The 14,738-nt window shown below is 41.2% G+C and carries 15 protein-coding genes and 1 tRNA gene; 12 read left to right on the top strand and 4 right to left on the bottom strand.

Annotated features, from left to right (window positions below; all coding sequences use genetic code 11):
• Nucleotides 1-100 precede the first annotated feature (100 nt).
• From U5K35_RS13360 to U5K35_RS13330, 7 genes are all read left to right on the top strand, one after another.
• Nucleotides 101-1,096, top strand: coding sequence for a phytoene/squalene synthase family protein (locus tag U5K35_RS13360; protein WP_322571990.1), 996 nt, complete (start codon nt 101-103; stop codon nt 1,094-1,096).
• Between the two features lie 251 nt (nt 1,097-1,347).
• Nucleotides 1,348-2,061, top strand: coding sequence for an alpha/beta hydrolase-fold protein (locus U5K35_RS13355; protein WP_322571989.1), 714 nt, complete (start codon nt 1,348-1,350; stop codon nt 2,059-2,061).
• A 9-nt stretch (nt 2,062-2,070) separates the two neighbouring features.
• Entirely contained in the window at nt 2,071-3,570 is a 1,500-nt protein-coding gene (accC, locus tag U5K35_RS13350; RefSeq protein ID WP_322571988.1) for an acetyl-CoA carboxylase biotin carboxylase subunit, read from the top strand.
• Nucleotides 3,571-3,573: 3 nt separating this feature from the next.
• Nucleotides 3,574-4,497, top strand: coding sequence for an N-acetylmuramic acid 6-phosphate etherase (gene murQ / locus U5K35_RS13345; protein WP_322571987.1), 924 nt, complete (start codon nt 3,574-3,576; stop codon nt 4,495-4,497).
• An 80-nt stretch (nt 4,498-4,577) separates the two neighbouring features.
• A complete protein-coding gene (locus tag U5K35_RS13340) occupies nt 4,578-5,258 on the top strand; it encodes a hypothetical protein (RefSeq protein WP_322571986.1) in 681 nt (226 codons plus the stop codon).
• Between the two features lie 207 nt (nt 5,259-5,465).
• Complete coding sequence (locus U5K35_RS13335; RefSeq protein WP_322571985.1) at nt 5,466-5,705, top strand: hypothetical protein; 240 nt, start codon at nt 5,466-5,468, stop codon at nt 5,703-5,705.
• Nucleotides 5,698-6,030, top strand: a complete 333-nt coding sequence (locus U5K35_RS13330) for a type II toxin-antitoxin system PemK/MazF family toxin (RefSeq protein ID WP_322571984.1) — start codon at nt 5,698-5,700, stop codon at nt 6,028-6,030. Before U5K35_RS13335 ends, U5K35_RS13330 begins: the two co-directional genes overlap by 8 nt.
• 327 nt (nt 6,031-6,357) lie before the next feature.
• On the opposite strand, the gene U5K35_RS13325 is transcribed toward U5K35_RS13330, so the two are convergent.
• The 4 genes from U5K35_RS13325 to U5K35_RS13310 all read right to left on the bottom strand — a co-directional run bounded on the left by U5K35_RS13325 (nt 6,358) and on the right by U5K35_RS13310 (nt 9,404).
• Nucleotides 6,358-6,444: transfer RNA gene (locus U5K35_RS13325), tRNA-Ser, on the bottom strand.
• A 53-nt stretch (nt 6,445-6,497) separates the two neighbouring features.
• Entirely contained in the window at nt 6,498-7,112 is a 615-nt protein-coding gene (gene pncA / locus U5K35_RS13320; RefSeq protein ID WP_322571983.1) for a bifunctional nicotinamidase/pyrazinamidase, read from the bottom strand.
• 4 nt (nt 7,113-7,116) lie between these two features.
• Nucleotides 7,117-8,523, bottom strand: a complete 1,407-nt coding sequence (locus U5K35_RS13315; protein WP_322571982.1) for a nicotinate phosphoribosyltransferase — start codon at nt 8,521-8,523, stop codon at nt 7,117-7,119.
• A gap of 74 nt (nt 8,524-8,597) precedes the next feature.
• On the bottom strand, nt 8,598-9,404 hold the full coding sequence (locus U5K35_RS13310) for a hypothetical protein (protein ID WP_322571981.1): 807 nt from the start codon (nt 9,402-9,404) through the stop codon (nt 8,598-8,600).
• Between the two features lie 128 nt (nt 9,405-9,532).
• Between U5K35_RS13310 and U5K35_RS13305 the strand changes: the two genes are divergently transcribed.
• From U5K35_RS13305 to U5K35_RS13285, 5 genes are all read left to right on the top strand, one after another.
• A complete protein-coding gene (locus U5K35_RS13305; RefSeq protein WP_322571980.1) occupies nt 9,533-11,281 on the top strand; it encodes an Ig-like domain-containing protein in 1,749 nt (582 codons plus the stop codon).
• Between the two features lie 31 nt (nt 11,282-11,312).
• Nucleotides 11,313-12,137: a mechanosensitive ion channel family protein gene (locus U5K35_RS13300; RefSeq protein WP_322571979.1), complete on the top strand. Its 825-nt coding sequence runs from the start codon at nt 11,313-11,315 to the stop codon at nt 12,135-12,137.
• A 277-nt stretch (nt 12,138-12,414) separates the two neighbouring features.
• Nucleotides 12,415-12,918: a hypothetical protein gene (locus U5K35_RS13295; protein WP_322571978.1), complete on the top strand. Its 504-nt coding sequence runs from the start codon at nt 12,415-12,417 to the stop codon at nt 12,916-12,918.
• A 73-nt stretch (nt 12,919-12,991) separates the two neighbouring features.
• Nucleotides 12,992-13,732 carry a 3-oxoacyl-ACP reductase FabG gene (gene fabG / locus U5K35_RS13290; protein ID WP_322571977.1) on the top strand — a complete coding sequence of 247 codons (741 nt, stop codon included), beginning with the start codon at nt 12,992-12,994 and terminating at the stop codon, nt 13,730-13,732.
• On the top strand, nt 13,729-14,718 hold the full coding sequence (locus U5K35_RS13285) for a ketoacyl-ACP synthase III (RefSeq protein ID WP_322571976.1): 990 nt from the start codon (nt 13,729-13,731) through the stop codon (nt 14,716-14,718). The genes fabG and U5K35_RS13285 overlap by 4 nt, the downstream gene beginning before the upstream one ends.
• Nucleotides 14,719-14,738 lie beyond the last annotated feature (20 nt).

Genomic DNA, 14,738 nt, shown 5'->3' with positions numbered 1-14,738 from the left:
CCCTTAATTAAGTTGAAGTTAAAATAGTAGAAAAAAAGAAGTTTTTGATAAATTTTTCGTTGTCGAGGAACTATTTGCACTGTGAGTAGCATTTCATATTATGAATGATATAAATCTATCCACGATGACAGGTATTTTAAAATATCCATATTCCTTACTCAGGCCCATCTATGAAAAGACAAATTTTCATCAGTCTGTTATTACTGAGCTCGATAACGAAAGACTAAAAAAAGCTTATTCGCACTGCAGGGAAATAACCCGTAAGCACGCGAAGACGTTCTATATGGCTACAAGATTTCTTCCAAATCATAAGCAGAGAAGTATTTTTGCTATATACGGTTTGTGTCGATATCTGGATGATTTAGTAGATGAGGCTGAAGATTTAATTCTGAAAAAGAAAATCAGCGAGCTTGATGTTTTAGAAAAACTTGAAGCTTTTAAGAATAAACTGGTTGATACATATAGGGGCGCTGAACAGGATGACCCGATTCTGATCGCATTTTCCGATACACTCGAACTCTATAAAATACCTTTGGATCTACCCCTTCAGCTCATGGATGGAGTTAAAACTGATCTAGTAAAGAGTCGCTATCAAAACTTCGATGAGCTTTATGATTATTCATACAAGGTAGCTTCAGTTGTTGGTTTGATGACGAGTGAAGTATTCGGTTATAGCAATCCAAAAGCCGTTGAACACGCCGTGGATTTGGGAATAGCAATGCAGTTGACCAATATTTTGCGAGATATTGGCGAAGATTTGGAGAGAAACCGCATCTACCTACCTCAGGATGAACTGGATGAGTTCGGACTTTCTGAAAGTGATCTATTCAATCACACATTGGATGAAAGGTTTATCTCATTTATGGAGTTTCAAATCAAGCGTGCTAACGATTATTACGAGAGTTCCGATAAAGGAATATCTATGCTCAGCAGAGATAGCAGATTACCGGTTTGCCTGGCGCGTGAAAATTACTCTCGAATTCTTTCCAAAATTGAAGAGAATAACTTCAATGTCTATCAACACAGAGCCTACCTTAACTCCACTGAAAAGCTTTCAATGGTTCCAAAAGTGATGTACACGTTGAGAACTGCATAAGTTTGAAATCTTCTTCTCTATCATAGAAAAGCGCTTACAAGAGATTAAAAAATTCCTATCTTTCTACATCTGCTCTTGTGATGTTGTAATCCAATAAAATCTGCTTTTTATTACAGATTCACATTTTGTGAGTAATATGTTTATACAGCAAGAGCTTTTAAAAATAAGTTGGTGCGTTTTGGGATGGCAGTTGGTATAATTAAGTAGTTGTATTCTGCCTGTATTCAATAACTGATAAATTAAAGTGATCTATGCAAAGAGAATATAGAAAGTGGAAAAGCCCAACATTAGGCCGAGAAATGGAGATGCTGGTGTTTGGGAAGGAGGGTACACCTGTGTTGATTTTTCCTACAGAACACGGAAATTATCTTGAATGGGAAGATCAGGGGATTATGGATGTTGTCGAAGAACAGATTGATCTGGGTTATAATCAATTTTTTTGCGTAGACAATATTGATGACGAAAGTTTTCTCAACAAAGATGTAGACCCATATACTCGCGTAATTCGTGAGAATCAGTATCAGATGTATATCAAGGATGAAGTGATGCCTTTTATTGAGGAGTACAACACAAATCCGTATTTAATTACAACCGGTGCCGGATTAGGTGCTTACCATTCTCTCGTTTTTGCACTTAAATTTCCAAAGCTGGTGGATAAAGTACTGGCTCTTTCAGGCTATTATGATATCAATGTGCATTTGGACGGTTTCAAGGACGATAACAGCTATTACAACAACCCGATTGAATTCATACCCAATCTGCACGACGAAGAGATTTTAAGAGATATTTCTACAGTCGATATTCGACTTTTAAGTTATCTTAATGATCCAAATCGTGACGCTACAGAAAAAATGAGTGAAATATTATGGTTGAAATTTATAGACCATGAACACTATGTTTGGGAAGAAGAAACGAAGAATCCATGGTCACTAATTCCTTCCATGTTCAAAGAAAACCTGTTTTAAAATCTATTCATGCCTCAAATAAAAAAGGTTCTTATCGCAAATCGCGGGGAGATTGCCCTGCGTGTTATTCGAAGCTGCAAAGAAAAAAATGTTAAAACTGTAGCCGTCTTTTCCAGACCCGATGCCACTGCACCTCATGTAGTAGCTGCTGATGAGTCTGTCTTTATAGGCGAAGCCGCATCTTCGGAGAGCTACCTGTCTATGGAAAAAATTATATCGGCGGCGAAAGATACGGGTGCAGACGCAATTCATCCCGGATATGGTTTTCTAAGCGAAAATGCCGTGTTTGCAGAAAAATGCAAGGAAGCCGGTATCATATTTATCGGGCCAAAACCCGACGCAATCGACTTAATGGGAGATAAAACCAAAGCTCGTGAGCTGATGGCAAAAGCTAACGTCCCATATCCACCCGGAACGGAGTCTGCAATGAAGGACATCGATAAAGCCCGGGAGATAGCTGATGAAATCGGATATCCGGTGTTAGTAAAAGCAGCAGCCGGTGGCGGTGGTAAGGGAATGCGGATTGTACACGATTCTGCAGATTTTGATAAAAGTGTGAAAGCGGCCAAATCAGAAGCAAAAAATGCGTTTGGTGACGACCGGGTTTACATTGAAAAATATCTCGAAGGACCCCGGCATATAGAATTTCAGATTATAGCTGACGAGCAAGGAAACACTGTTCATCTGTTTGAGCGGGAATGTTCTATTCAGAGGCGACATCAAAAAGTAGTTGAAGAAGCGCCCTCATCTGTTTTAACTCCAGAGCTTAGAAAAGAAATGGGACTGGCGGCTGTAAATGCTGCGAAAGCGTGTAAATATGTTGGGGCAGGAACGGTAGAGTTTTTAATTGATAAACATCTCAATTTTTATTTCCTGGAGATGAATACAAGGCTTCAGGTAGAGCATCCTGTAACAGAACTGATTACAGGACTCGATCTGGTTGCTTTACAGATAGATATTGCAGAGGGTAAAGATTTACCCTTCACGCAGGATGATATCAAAGCAAATGGGCATGCTATTGAGTGCAGAATTTATGCAGAGGACTCGTCTGATAACTTTTTACCCAGCACAGGTGTTCTTCACAGGCACAGAATTCCTGCCGGACCGGGTGTAAGAGTGGATGCAGGTGTGGAAGAGGGTCAGGAAGTGACCATCAATTATGACCCGATGATCTCCAAACTGTGTGCTCATGGAGTAGATCGAAAATCTGCCATAAGAAGAATGTTGCGCGCATTGGATGAATATGAAATATCTGGTGTACGTACAACTATACCGTTTTGTGAGTTTACGCTTCAGCATGAATCATTCGTAAACGGGAGTTACGATACACATTTTGTTCAAAATTATTTTACACCGGTTGTAGATACGCTTCATAAAAACGACAATCAGGAAGTCATTTCTATCGTATCTTCACTTCTCAAAGGCAGGTCAAATGAGGCCGAAGGTAATCAAAAATCAGTTATTGCAGAACCTTCTGCAGATAATTGGTGGAAAAACAGAACAAAGTAATTTGTGAAGGAAGATCAAACCTTATTTAAGCAGCTGGAAAAACTTTTAACTGAGCAACGGAATCCTGCCAGCAGGGAGATCGATTTAGCAGATTCCCGTAAGATAGTCTCTATCATAAATTCTGAGGATAAAAAAGTTGCTGAAAGCGTTGAACTTCGGTTAGATGAAATTGCCTCGGCTATTGATACGATTGTATCCGGGTTAAAAGTAGGAGGGAGATTGCTCTATTTTGGAGCAGGAACCAGCGGTAGATTAGGAGTTTTGGACGCATCCGAATGTCCGCCCACCTTTGGAACCGATCCCCAAACCGTCCAAGGGTTTATAGCCGGTGGTAAAGAAGCGATGTTTGTTGCCCAGGAGGGAGCGGAGGATAGCGAAGAAGAGGGAGAAAGCGAGTTAGATCGGTTAAATGTAAACTCTAATGATATTATAGTGGGCTTAGCTGCAAGCGGTCGTACTCCATACGTTCACGGTGTTATCAAAAAAGCTAAAAAAATAGGATCGCCAACGATTTTTGTAACCACTGTCTCTTCTGACCAGGTTGATCTTGAGGTAGATCATATGATTGATATTCCGGTTGGACCGGAAGTGATTATGGGAAGTACCCGAATGAAAAGTGCTACTGCTCAAAAAATGGTTCTCAATATGCTTACTACCGGGGCGATGATTCGTTTGGGTAAAGTGTATCAGAACGTTATGGTAGATTTACAGTTGACGAATAAAAAACTGGAAGAGAGAGCCAAACGAATTGTAATGATGCTTGCCGGCCTTGAGTACAAAGAAGCAACGGTATATTTAGATAAAGCTGATTATCACGTCAAAACGGCACTTTTGATGGCTTTGGGTAACATGGATAAACCTCAGGCTGAGAAAGAGCTTTTGAAACATGACGGCTTCATCCGAAGAGCCTTAATCGATTTGAAATAATTTTCTCTTCAGTCAAATCAAATCAGGCTATAATTCGTTAGTTTAGTCACTCGTTAAGCTTCAATCATATTTTTCAGAATTTGACTCAAGAATCTACAGAACGCAGAATCCCAGAGCCGGTTTATCGCAACCGGTATCTGCTTGCCATAGTTATAGTAGAAGTCTTGCTGATCATTATGATAAGATTTTGGCCTGCAGATGAGTACAATCCACAATTAAATTTTGAGATACCGCCGCAGGAGCAAGTTTTTCTGGATGAAATTGAGATTACCAGGCAGGAAACATCACCGCCACCGCCACCCAGACCTATTTTACCCAATCCGGTTCCAAGTGAGGAAACTGTAGAAATTGAGCTGGATGTGGAACTCGATTTAGATCTTCCGGATTTACCCGAATTGGAAGAGGGATTCGGCACCGGTGAATTTGGTGATGAGGAGCGTATTGTAGGTAATCCACAAATACCGCCAACAGTGGTTCGGATAGTTGAAGCTACAGCACCGGATGCCGTTCCTGAAGAGTACAAAGGCAGGCTGGAGATGATTGTAAACTTTTTGGTTGATCGGGAAGGAAATGTTGAGGAGGCCAGTGTGATGGAAATTCGTCTCTATAATGAAGCCGGAGACAGTTACGAAGAGTTACCATTTGTTCAATACGGGCTGATGGATGCCGTATTACGCGCGGCCATGCAGTGGCGATTTCGTCCGGCCCGACAGGACGGGGAGCCCGTAAAAGCATTTACAAGACAGCGTTTTAATTATTAAGTGAGCTGAATGTAGCGGTATACGGTTTACGGTTTCGGGTTTACGGTGTATGAAGTTTGTTGATTTTCCACGGTGGTTTTCATGTTTTCAATAGAAATATAGCTGTATAATTGAGCTTGAAATTTTTGAATATTGTGATAATTGATTACTGTTATCGTTATCGATACATAAACGGAATATTTACTTATTTTTTACCGGTGAAATGAAATGATTACAAAAAATAAAATTTCACGTCAGGCTAAAGCTGTACTTGATTTATATAACACACTGCCTAAAGAGACTCGTGTGGAAATAAAAAAGATGATTCTGGAAGATGAACTGTCTTTTGAAGAGGTTGAAAAATCATCCGATTTAACTGAATTATCTGAAAAATCGCTCGAAGAGTTGTGGGACACTCCCGAAAACGAACATTGGGATGAGTTTTTCAAACAAAAGGGATATGTATAAACAGGGAGATATTATTATAGTACCCTATCCTTTTTCAGATAATCTGAAGAAGTATAAATACCGTCCGGCAGTTATTGTTTCAAATCAAAAGTCCAATGATCTGGATGAAGATGTTTTAATTTGCCCGGTAACAAGTACAATTCGTGATAATGACTTTTCTTATCAACTTGAGGAGAAAGATACAGATGAAGCCTTGCCTGTTCAATCCGAAGTGCGATGTAATAAAATCGTGACGATCAGAAAATCATTAATAAAAAGAAAATTTAATTTCTTAAAACAACAGGCGCTTCGAGAAATTATTCAGACAGTCAAAAGCTCGTTTTGAGTATCATTTATGATAGACTGGAAATGTTTTGAAGAAGTTTAACTTCCGGAAGTGACGGTCGCAAAAGATTTATTGAGATCGTATATGAAAGAGCCGATTAAGATATGAAAGGTGAAACAGTATTTATTATATTCAGTTTGCGCGGTGTGGGCATTCGTCTGACGGACTCAAGCCGTCTGACGAAGAATGTAGGGAGAGAAAGGGATTCCCCGATCTGCGCCTGTCGGCTTGATTTCCCTTCGGCGGGGCAGGCTTCTCTTCCCTCTTGTGCAAAAAGAAGTATTTAAGAGGGGTTGAAATATAGTAGAAGTATATTAAATATAAGTGCGGAGAGAAAGGGATTCGAACCCTTGGTACCCTTGCGGGCACACTCGCTTTCCAGGCGAGCCCATTCGACCACTCTGGCATCTCTCCAAAAAATCCAAGACTGAAAATATAGGAGTTTCAGTCAGCAGATTCAACGAAAGTTATGATAAAATATCCTCTGACTGAGTTACCTTAACGCCTTTCTTTTTCATCTCATCCCAGGCTTCATCCAATGAGCCATCCAAATCAATGCCTTTTACGGCATCTTCTACAATATGCATATTAAATCCTTCATCTATACCGTCCAGAATAGACCATTTCACACAAAAATCAGTAGCCAGTCCAACCGTGTAGAGGTCCGTAATTCCACGCTGTTTCAGATAACCGGTTAAACCGGTGGCTGTTTTTTGATCATTCTCAAAAAATGTGGAGTACGAATCAATCGCTCTACGAAATCCTTTGCGAATGATTACCTGAGATTTGAGGGTGTTCAGATCCTCATGAAACTCGGCACCTTTCGATCCCTGAACGCAGTGGTCCGGCCAGAGTACCTGAGTTCCGTAATCCATCTCAACCGTATCAAAAGGCTCTTTGTCTTGGTGGGATGACGCAAAAGAGGAGTGGCCTTCCGGATGCCAATCCTGGGTTTGTACAATCACATCAAAGTGATCAATAAGCTTATTAACGGTAGGAATGATTGTGTCTCCATCGGGAACAGCTAAGGCTCCGCCTTGACAAAAATCGTATTGAATATCAACGATTAACAGTGCTTTCATGCTTTCAGGGTTTAAAAAGTTTTAAAAGTACATCTCGTTTTTCCATCAGTTTGGTACTTATACCCACCTTATAGATGTGTGGATTTTCGAGTCGTTTATATTCCGGGTGAAGCAGTGACAGACGGGTTTTAGCGTAATCGGCAATTTCCTGAATATCAGACAATTCACTCACTATTTTTCCCTGTTTGATAACGGGTTTCAAAAGCTCTTCATAAGTTCTGCTGGTTAGATCACTTTTCTTGGCCGGAAATGTAGGGTGATGCATTCGTTCAATAACTTTCTCGTCATCAAACAGAACGGCATCCCCGTAAAAAGTGCCATCATCATTGCAGTATCGGTAAATCTTTTTGTTACCGGGGAGTGTGATCTTCTCAATATTTTCAGAAATTTTCAGCTTTGGTTCACCGCTCACCGAATTTAGTTTATATACGCCATCCAGAGCGGGTGATGTGTGTCCGGTTACCAGTCGAGTTCCCACGCCGAATATATCAATAGGTGCGTTTTGTGTCTTTAAACTATGAATAACCCGTTCATCCAGCTGATTTGAGGCGGCAATTTTAACGTACTCTAAGCCGGCATCATCCAGCATTCTACGGGATTGTTTGGAGAAATAGGCAAGGTCACCGCTGTCAAGACGGATTGCTTTCATTTTATGACCGCGCTTTTCCAGCTCTTTGGCCACTTTGATGGCATTTGGAACTCCGCATCCCAATGTATCGTATGTGTCAACGAGCAGGGTGGTATCATCCGGGTAGTATTTGGCATACGTACGAAAGGAGTCGAGTTCTGAATCAAATGATTGAACCCAGGAGTGAGCCATTGTTCCGCCAGCAGGCACGTTAAAACGTTGTGCCGAGTACACATTTGAAGTTCCGTCAAACCCTCCGATCATTGCCGCGCGTGTTGCGTGGATACCGCCAAGCCCCTGAGATCTTCGTAACCCAAAGTCCAGGACTACTGACTTTTCGCCTGCGGCCAACTTGATCCGAGCCGCTTTTGTGGCGATTAAAGATTGGAAATTCAGGATGTTGAGCAAAAGGGTCTCTATGAGCTGAGTTTCAAGAAGATTACCTTCAACTCTTAAAATCGGCTCCGTTGGAAATACAATTTCGCCTTCTTTCACGCTGTATATACTGCCCTTAAACTCAAAGGTTTTCAGGTATTCTAAAAACTCTTCCTGAAAACCTTCTTTTCTCAAATACTCAATTTCTTCATCACTGAAGTCGAGATTTTTAATTGTATTGATCAGTTCGTTTAAACCGGCAAAAATTACATAGCCGCCTTTAAAAGGGATTTTTCTGAAGAAGTAATCAAACCCGGCTGCTTTTTTATACTCACCGGAGAGGAAATATCCTTGCGCCATTGTGAGTTCATAATAATCAGTATAAGACGCAGGCTTATTGATGTACATAATTAATTCTTAGATGCATTATTAAAAGATTGAAAATAGGGAAGTGTGCGACAATCCTAAAGCTGTAATTTAACTCATAACCATAAATAAAGTATAACAAACCATGCGATGGGAATTCCTTCAACCCAGAAAGATGCCAAGTATTCCGATTGATAAACGGCAAGTTTAGCGGTTATTATAAAAAGCAAAATTGTAACGGCTGTCAAAATGATACCTGATGACATCGCTTTGTATGGAAACATCAGCTCTGAAATAATAATCAGGGAGCACAGTGCACCACTGAGAATTTTGGTCTGTTTGATACCGATTAGTTGAGGTACGGTTTTAATTTCTCCGATGTCAGCTCGAAGATCCCTCAAATCAAAAGGTAATGTTAGGATGATAACCAGCAGAAATCGTTGAAATGCTTCTACCCATAAACGTAGTTCATTCGCAAGATTTTCACTTAACCCGGGAAGTATAACCGTTAAACCGGTCCAAACGGCTGCGATAATTACTATTTTAATACCCGTTATACTTCTCAGACTTCTAAATCTGTTGAGCAGCGTGTGGGAATAGAGGTAGGAGATAAGGCTCAAGGCTGCCAGAAAAAGTAATTCAATCCATCCAAATATTTGAATGAAATAGGCCGTACCTGCCAAAGCCAGGACCGAAACAATCAGAATGACTTTTAAATTTGTGGAAAGTGAGTTTTTACCTTGTACAAACAATTCCAGGTATTTGATTGAATTGTAGGCAACGACGGAACTGAAGAAGCAGAAAAACAGAAGTTCAGTATTGACCGGACTCCCGAGATGAAGATACGTTAGTGCCGTAAAACTGCTTACAGCCAGTCCCACATGGATACTGCTTTTAAGGTAGAGGTCAAAGATCTTTATCACTGGGGTCATAAATTGTGGTGAATCGACTGTCAAATTGATTTTACTGATAAATAAATGAACCGGAACAATAAGAATCGAAGCTCAAATTCCATATATTTGCAGCACTAACATTGCAGTCCATAAATTACATGAACAGAGAACAACAATCAGATCAAAAATCAGGCCTGAAAAGGGCTTTCTATTTTGGATTCACACTTCTCGTATCATTGATCATTGCCGTTAACTGTGCCACGCCGGTAGCTCCGTCAGGGGGTCCGCCCGACAGACAAGGGCCTGAAGTTATTGAAACGACTCCTGAGGTCGGCACAACCAACTTTTCGGGTGATGAGGTGCGTTTCACGTTCGATCAATTTGTAGACAGAAACTCGGTTCGGCAAAATGTAAGCATAGAACCGGATCTGGCTATCCCGTTTGAGGTCAATTTCAGTAGGAAAACAGCGATCATCTCTTTTGAGGAAGACCTCCCTGAAAATACAACCTTGGTTGTGAAGCTTGGACTGGATGTCACAGACACTCAACGAAATAAGATGTCGAGCTCATTTGATCTCGCACTTTCAACCGGAGACGTATTGGATGAAGGTTCAGTAACGGCAAAAGTACTGGATGCTGAAACCGGAGCCGGGGAGAGTGGCAGAAGAGTCTTTTTATATCGTGAACCCGTAGATTTCTCATCACGGGCCAATTATGTGGCTGAAAGTGATACGTCAGGAGTTGTGAACTTTGGTTATTTGAGTGAAGGTGAATACAGGGCAATCTGGGTGAATGATGTGAATCGGAATCGTATCTGGGAGCAGCAGCGGGAAGATGCACAACCGTTTTCATTCGAACGATTTGAGTTGCAGCAAAACGGTGAATTTGATTTGGGGACTCTATTTGTCTCAATGCCTGATACCGTAGCACCGGTTTTGGAAGGTGTTGGGCTGCTGTCTGAGAGAAGATTGAGAATCAGAAACAGTGAAGAGGTAGAGTGGTCATCGAATGCATTCATAACTATTGAGGACACTCTTGGCAGCAGTGTTACAACCGCATATCCGCTATACAAGCAAGAATCTGATGCGACCGTTTTCTTTGCCGAGTCGGAGCAGCCTATGGAAGAAGGTCAGTTTTTCACAGTACTGCCTAACGAATTTTCAGATCTGGCAGGCAACTCTTTAGAGGTGAACATCGATCCTTTTGTAGGTTCATCGGAGCCTGATACCAGCGCATTAAGGCCCATATCACATAATTCAGAAAATGGATTATTTCCGGATGAACCGCTTGAAATAACCTATTCCAAATTTATAGATGATGATACTATTTCCGATTCATTATTGGTTTTTGAAGGGGATCAAATGTTTGAGGACTGGCCCAATTTTGAAATTGAGCGTCATATATTGCGAGTTTCTCCAAAAGACAGTGTGTGGGAGAGTGGTCTTAGATATGAAATAAGAGTCTGGGATCCATGGGAATCAGAGTATTTGAGAATCAACCCTGAAATCTGGCAGAGAAATCAATTGGGTAGTATCGAGTTTACGATTGAAAACGCCCGGGATGAACTGCCACTGCGTCTGAGGGTTCAAGATGTGGACAGGAGTATTGTTGTTGATACTACATTTACCGGATCAATGATTGAAATTGAAAATCTTCCTCCTTTGGAATACAGGGCTGTTATCTATCAGGATGAAAACGAAAACAACAAATGGGATTTCGGATCTGTAGAACCATATCAAAAACCTGAACCCTACGTTGTTCAAAGATCCATACCTGTAAGAGAAGGATTTACATCAGAAACAGAAATTACATTTCCCAACCGGGATGCAGGTTCAATCGAGCTGCCTCAAATCCCGGAAATAGAGACTGAAAATTCCATCGAAGATACTACTCAAAATGATACTTAATATACTATCAGATTTCCTTATTCAATATCAAATGCCAATAACTGTAGTTATAATAATAATTGTAACTATAGTTTTAGCAAGAGTTTCTAAAAGTCTATTTAAAAAGTTTATAGCTAAAAAGGTAACTCAAGATGAAGATCTGACGAACTATAAATTTATTGAGCACTCTTTATCCACAATTATCTATATAGTCGGTTTTAGTTTTGCAATATGGAGAATTCCGGCTCTCGAACACATTGCGCAATCACTGGTGGCAGGTGCCGGAATTTTGGCGATTGCTGTTGGTTTTGCATCTCAACAGGCATTGGCAAATATCATTAGCGGACTCTTTATCGTGATTTATAAACCGTATGTGATTAATGATAGAATCACACTTAGAACCGATCTGAGAGGCATAGTGGAGGATATTAGCCTGAGGCATACGGTGATTCGTAATTTTGAAAATCAGCGAATTATCATTCCAAATTCAGTTATCAGTGAAGAAGTATTGATCAACTCCAACTTTAGTGATTCAAGGATATGCCGCTTCATTGACGTGGGGATCAGTTATGGATCGGATATCGACCTGGCAAAAAAGATTATAGCCGAAGAGATCGAAAACCACCCACTGAATATTGATATACGAAAGCCGGAAGATCTTGAAAACAACGTTCCAAGAGTTCTTGTTAAAGTGCTGAGCCTCTTGGATTCTTCGGTAACGGTTCGTGGCTGGGCTTGGGCCGACAATGCACAGGATGCGTTTATATTACAGTGTGATGTCACGGAAAGTATTAAAAAACGATTTGATAAAGAAGGTGTGGTCATCCCATTCCCCCAAAGAACAATTAGTTATTTGAAATCTGAAGAGGAGATCTAAAGCTCTGAAAAAAGATAAGAGTAGGAGAGAGTTATTTTTAAAATTGTTAAATGGCCGGTCAAAGTTACCTGAACGCTATACGATTTCTGCCATCAAATTTATTTCCAAAAAGAGTTCTGAACTTTTTCTTTTTTAGTTCGTCTAAAGTAAAAAATAACAATATTATAGCCTGTCTGTCAGTAGCTTTCTAAGCATTTTGGTTTAAATTTATTTGCGTTGTAAAGTGATTTCGTATAATTTGAAATATATCAAATGAAACAAACACTGTGAGGCACAGATGAATAAACAGGATTTGATTCAACAGCTCATCAATGCATATTCAGAAGCATATGCCAAGCAGGGTCATAGTTCTTTAATGGGCAAGATCGTAGCATTGTTGATCGCATCCCCGGAACCGCTTTCATTGGATCAGATCTCCGAAAGGCTTCAGATGAGTAAAGGCCCCATTTCTCAAATATCTCGAAAACTGAAAGATCACAACCTGATTGAAAAGGTTTGGATACCGGGAGAGAGAAAAGATTTTTACAGAGCCTCACCAGATATCTTCGGGCAGGCTTTTGCCAATTACGCAGCTTCTATGAAAAAGAATATGCAGATGGCAGCGCAATTCAGCGAATTGGTTGAACATCTGGACATGAAGGATAATCAGACAGATCATATCAAGAGTCGCATGGAGGAGATGAAACAGTTTTACGAGCTGATGAATGAGTACAACAGAAATTTCCTGGATGCCTGGCAGGAAACGATTAAACCGCAACTGAAGAAGACCCCGCAAATTTAGGTTTTAGGGTATCAAAGACAGGCTTGTTTTTTTCATAAATAACATTTGAAATTTTTCAAACATATAAAACAAAATGGAATTTAAAGATCAAGTTATACTAATCACGGGCGGAGCGGCAGGAATCGGGAAAGCGACCGCCAAAGCTTTCGCTGAACTCGGTGGTACAGTTGTAATCTGGGACCTGAATGATATTGCCGGTAAAGAACTCATAGATGAATTGAAAGCGGATCATGTCTCGTGCATGTTCCAGAAGGTAGATGTGACCCAATTTGAACAGGTTGGCAATGCGGTTCAGGAGATTATTGACACCTATGGCAGGATAGACGTGCTAATCAACAACGCCGGGATCACATTGGATAAAACATTGAAGAAAATGGATCCGGAAACCTGGCAGAATGTAATTGATGTGAATTTGACAGGTGTATTTAACTGTACGCGTCAAATTGTTAATCATATGCTGGAAGCCGGCCAAGGCGTCATTTTAAATGCCAGTTCTGTGGTAGGCTTGTATGGTAATTTTGGTCAGACAAACTATGTAGCCACAAAGGCGGGCGTGATTGGTATGACTAAAACATGGGCCAGGGAGCTGGGTTCGAAGGGTATACGGGTGAATGCAGTAGCTCCGGGTTTTATCGCAACTGAGATGGTACAGAAAATGCCTGAAAATGTGATTGAGCACATGGTTGGGAAAACACCGCTGGGAAGAATGGGCAAACCGCAAGATATCGCCAATGCCTACACGTTTCTGGCGTCCGCCAAAGCTTCATTTATTACAGGAACCGTGATCAGTGTGGATGGAGGTATCATCTCATGAGAAATGCCAGGATCATAGGTACCGGAATGGCCGTGCCCGACAGGGTAGTACCAAATCAGTGGTTCAACGATCGTCTTGGCGAGGATGTGGATACCTGGCTTCAGGAAAATTTGACGATCAAAGAGCGCCGCTGGATGAGTGAAGGCGAAAAATTAAGTGATTTCTGTGTGCTAGCAACTGAGCGTGCTTTAGAGATGGCGGGAATAGGCGCTGAAGAGGTTGACCTGTTGATCATCTCAACCGATACCCCCGAATTTATCTCCCCGTCAACCGCATCAGTAGTTAGTTATGAAGCCGGCCTGAAAAATGCAGCCAGTTTTGACCTGAATACTGCTTGTGCAGGTTTCGTGGCTGCCACGGATACGGCCGTAAATTTTATCAAAGCGGATCAGAACTATGAACATGTAGTGGTAATCGGAGCTTACGGGATGAGCCGATACCTGAATCTGGATGATAAAAAAACGGTGACGCTCTTTGCGGACGGTGCTTCAGCTGCTGTGTTGAAAGCTACGACCTCCGAGACCTCACACCATCTTGCATCCGACATGAGAACACGCGGTGAATACAATGATTATATGGGAATCTATCACGGAGGATCAGCTCATCCCGTTGATGAAGAGAGTCTTAAAACCAACATGCACAAGCTGGTCTTTGCTAAAAAATTCCCCAAGGAACTCAATCCAATCATGTGGACTGACATGATCAAAACGGTAGCTCAGCGTGGTAGATTCGATGTGAGCGAAATTAAACGGGCATATATGACTCAGATCAACATCAATCAGATTTGGGAAACGATGGACAATCTGGGGCTGCCGAGAGATACCGCAACAACCATCATGAGTAAATATGGGTATACCGGATCTGCGGCAATCGGTATGGCCATGGATATCTCCGTACGCGATGAAGAGCTAAACAAAGGCGATATCATTGTGATGATGGGATCCGGCGGAGGTCTGACCTTTGCCTGTAATGCATTCCGGTGGTAACAAATAAGATAACCAAGATG

It is taken from the genome of Rhodohalobacter sp. (genome assembly GCF_034521535.1).
Classification (GTDB): Bacteria; Bacteroidota; Rhodothermia; order Balneolales; family Balneolaceae; genus Rhodohalobacter.
This window is presented reverse-complemented; position numbering and strand designations above follow the sequence as displayed.

What these genes read in the sequence shown, in the direction of transcription:
- U5K35_RS13360 (WP_322571990.1), top strand. Translation starts at nt 101, where the DNA reads ATGAATGATATAAATCTATCCACGATGACAGGTATTTTAAAATATCCA.
- U5K35_RS13355 (WP_322571989.1), top strand. Translation starts at nt 1,348, where the DNA reads ATGCAAAGAGAATATAGAAAGTGGAAAAGCCCAACATTAGGCCGAGAA.
- accC (WP_322571988.1), top strand. Translation starts at nt 2,071, where the DNA reads ATGCCTCAAATAAAAAAGGTTCTTATCGCAAATCGCGGGGAGATTGCC.
- U5K35_RS13335 (WP_322571985.1), top strand. Translation starts at nt 5,466, where the DNA reads ATGATTACAAAAAATAAAATTTCACGTCAGGCTAAAGCTGTACTTGAT.
- U5K35_RS13330 (WP_322571984.1), top strand. Translation starts at nt 5,698, where the DNA reads ATGTATAAACAGGGAGATATTATTATAGTACCCTATCCTTTTTCAGAT.
- pncA (WP_322571983.1), bottom strand. Translation starts at nt 7,112, where the DNA reads ATGAAAGCACTGTTAATCGTTGATATTCAATACGATTTTTGTCAAGGC.
- U5K35_RS13315 (WP_322571982.1), bottom strand. Translation starts at nt 8,523, where the DNA reads ATGTACATCAATAAGCCTGCGTCTTATACTGATTATTATGAACTCACA.
- U5K35_RS13305 (WP_322571980.1), top strand. Translation starts at nt 9,533, where the DNA reads ATGAACAGAGAACAACAATCAGATCAAAAATCAGGCCTGAAAAGGGCT.
- U5K35_RS13300 (WP_322571979.1), top strand. Translation starts at nt 11,313, where the DNA reads ATGCCAATAACTGTAGTTATAATAATAATTGTAACTATAGTTTTAGCA.
- U5K35_RS13295 (WP_322571978.1), top strand. Translation starts at nt 12,415, where the DNA reads ATGAATAAACAGGATTTGATTCAACAGCTCATCAATGCATATTCAGAA.
- fabG (WP_322571977.1), top strand. Translation starts at nt 12,992, where the DNA reads ATGGAATTTAAAGATCAAGTTATACTAATCACGGGCGGAGCGGCAGGA.
- U5K35_RS13285 (WP_322571976.1), top strand. Translation starts at nt 13,729, where the DNA reads ATGAGAAATGCCAGGATCATAGGTACCGGAATGGCCGTGCCCGACAGG.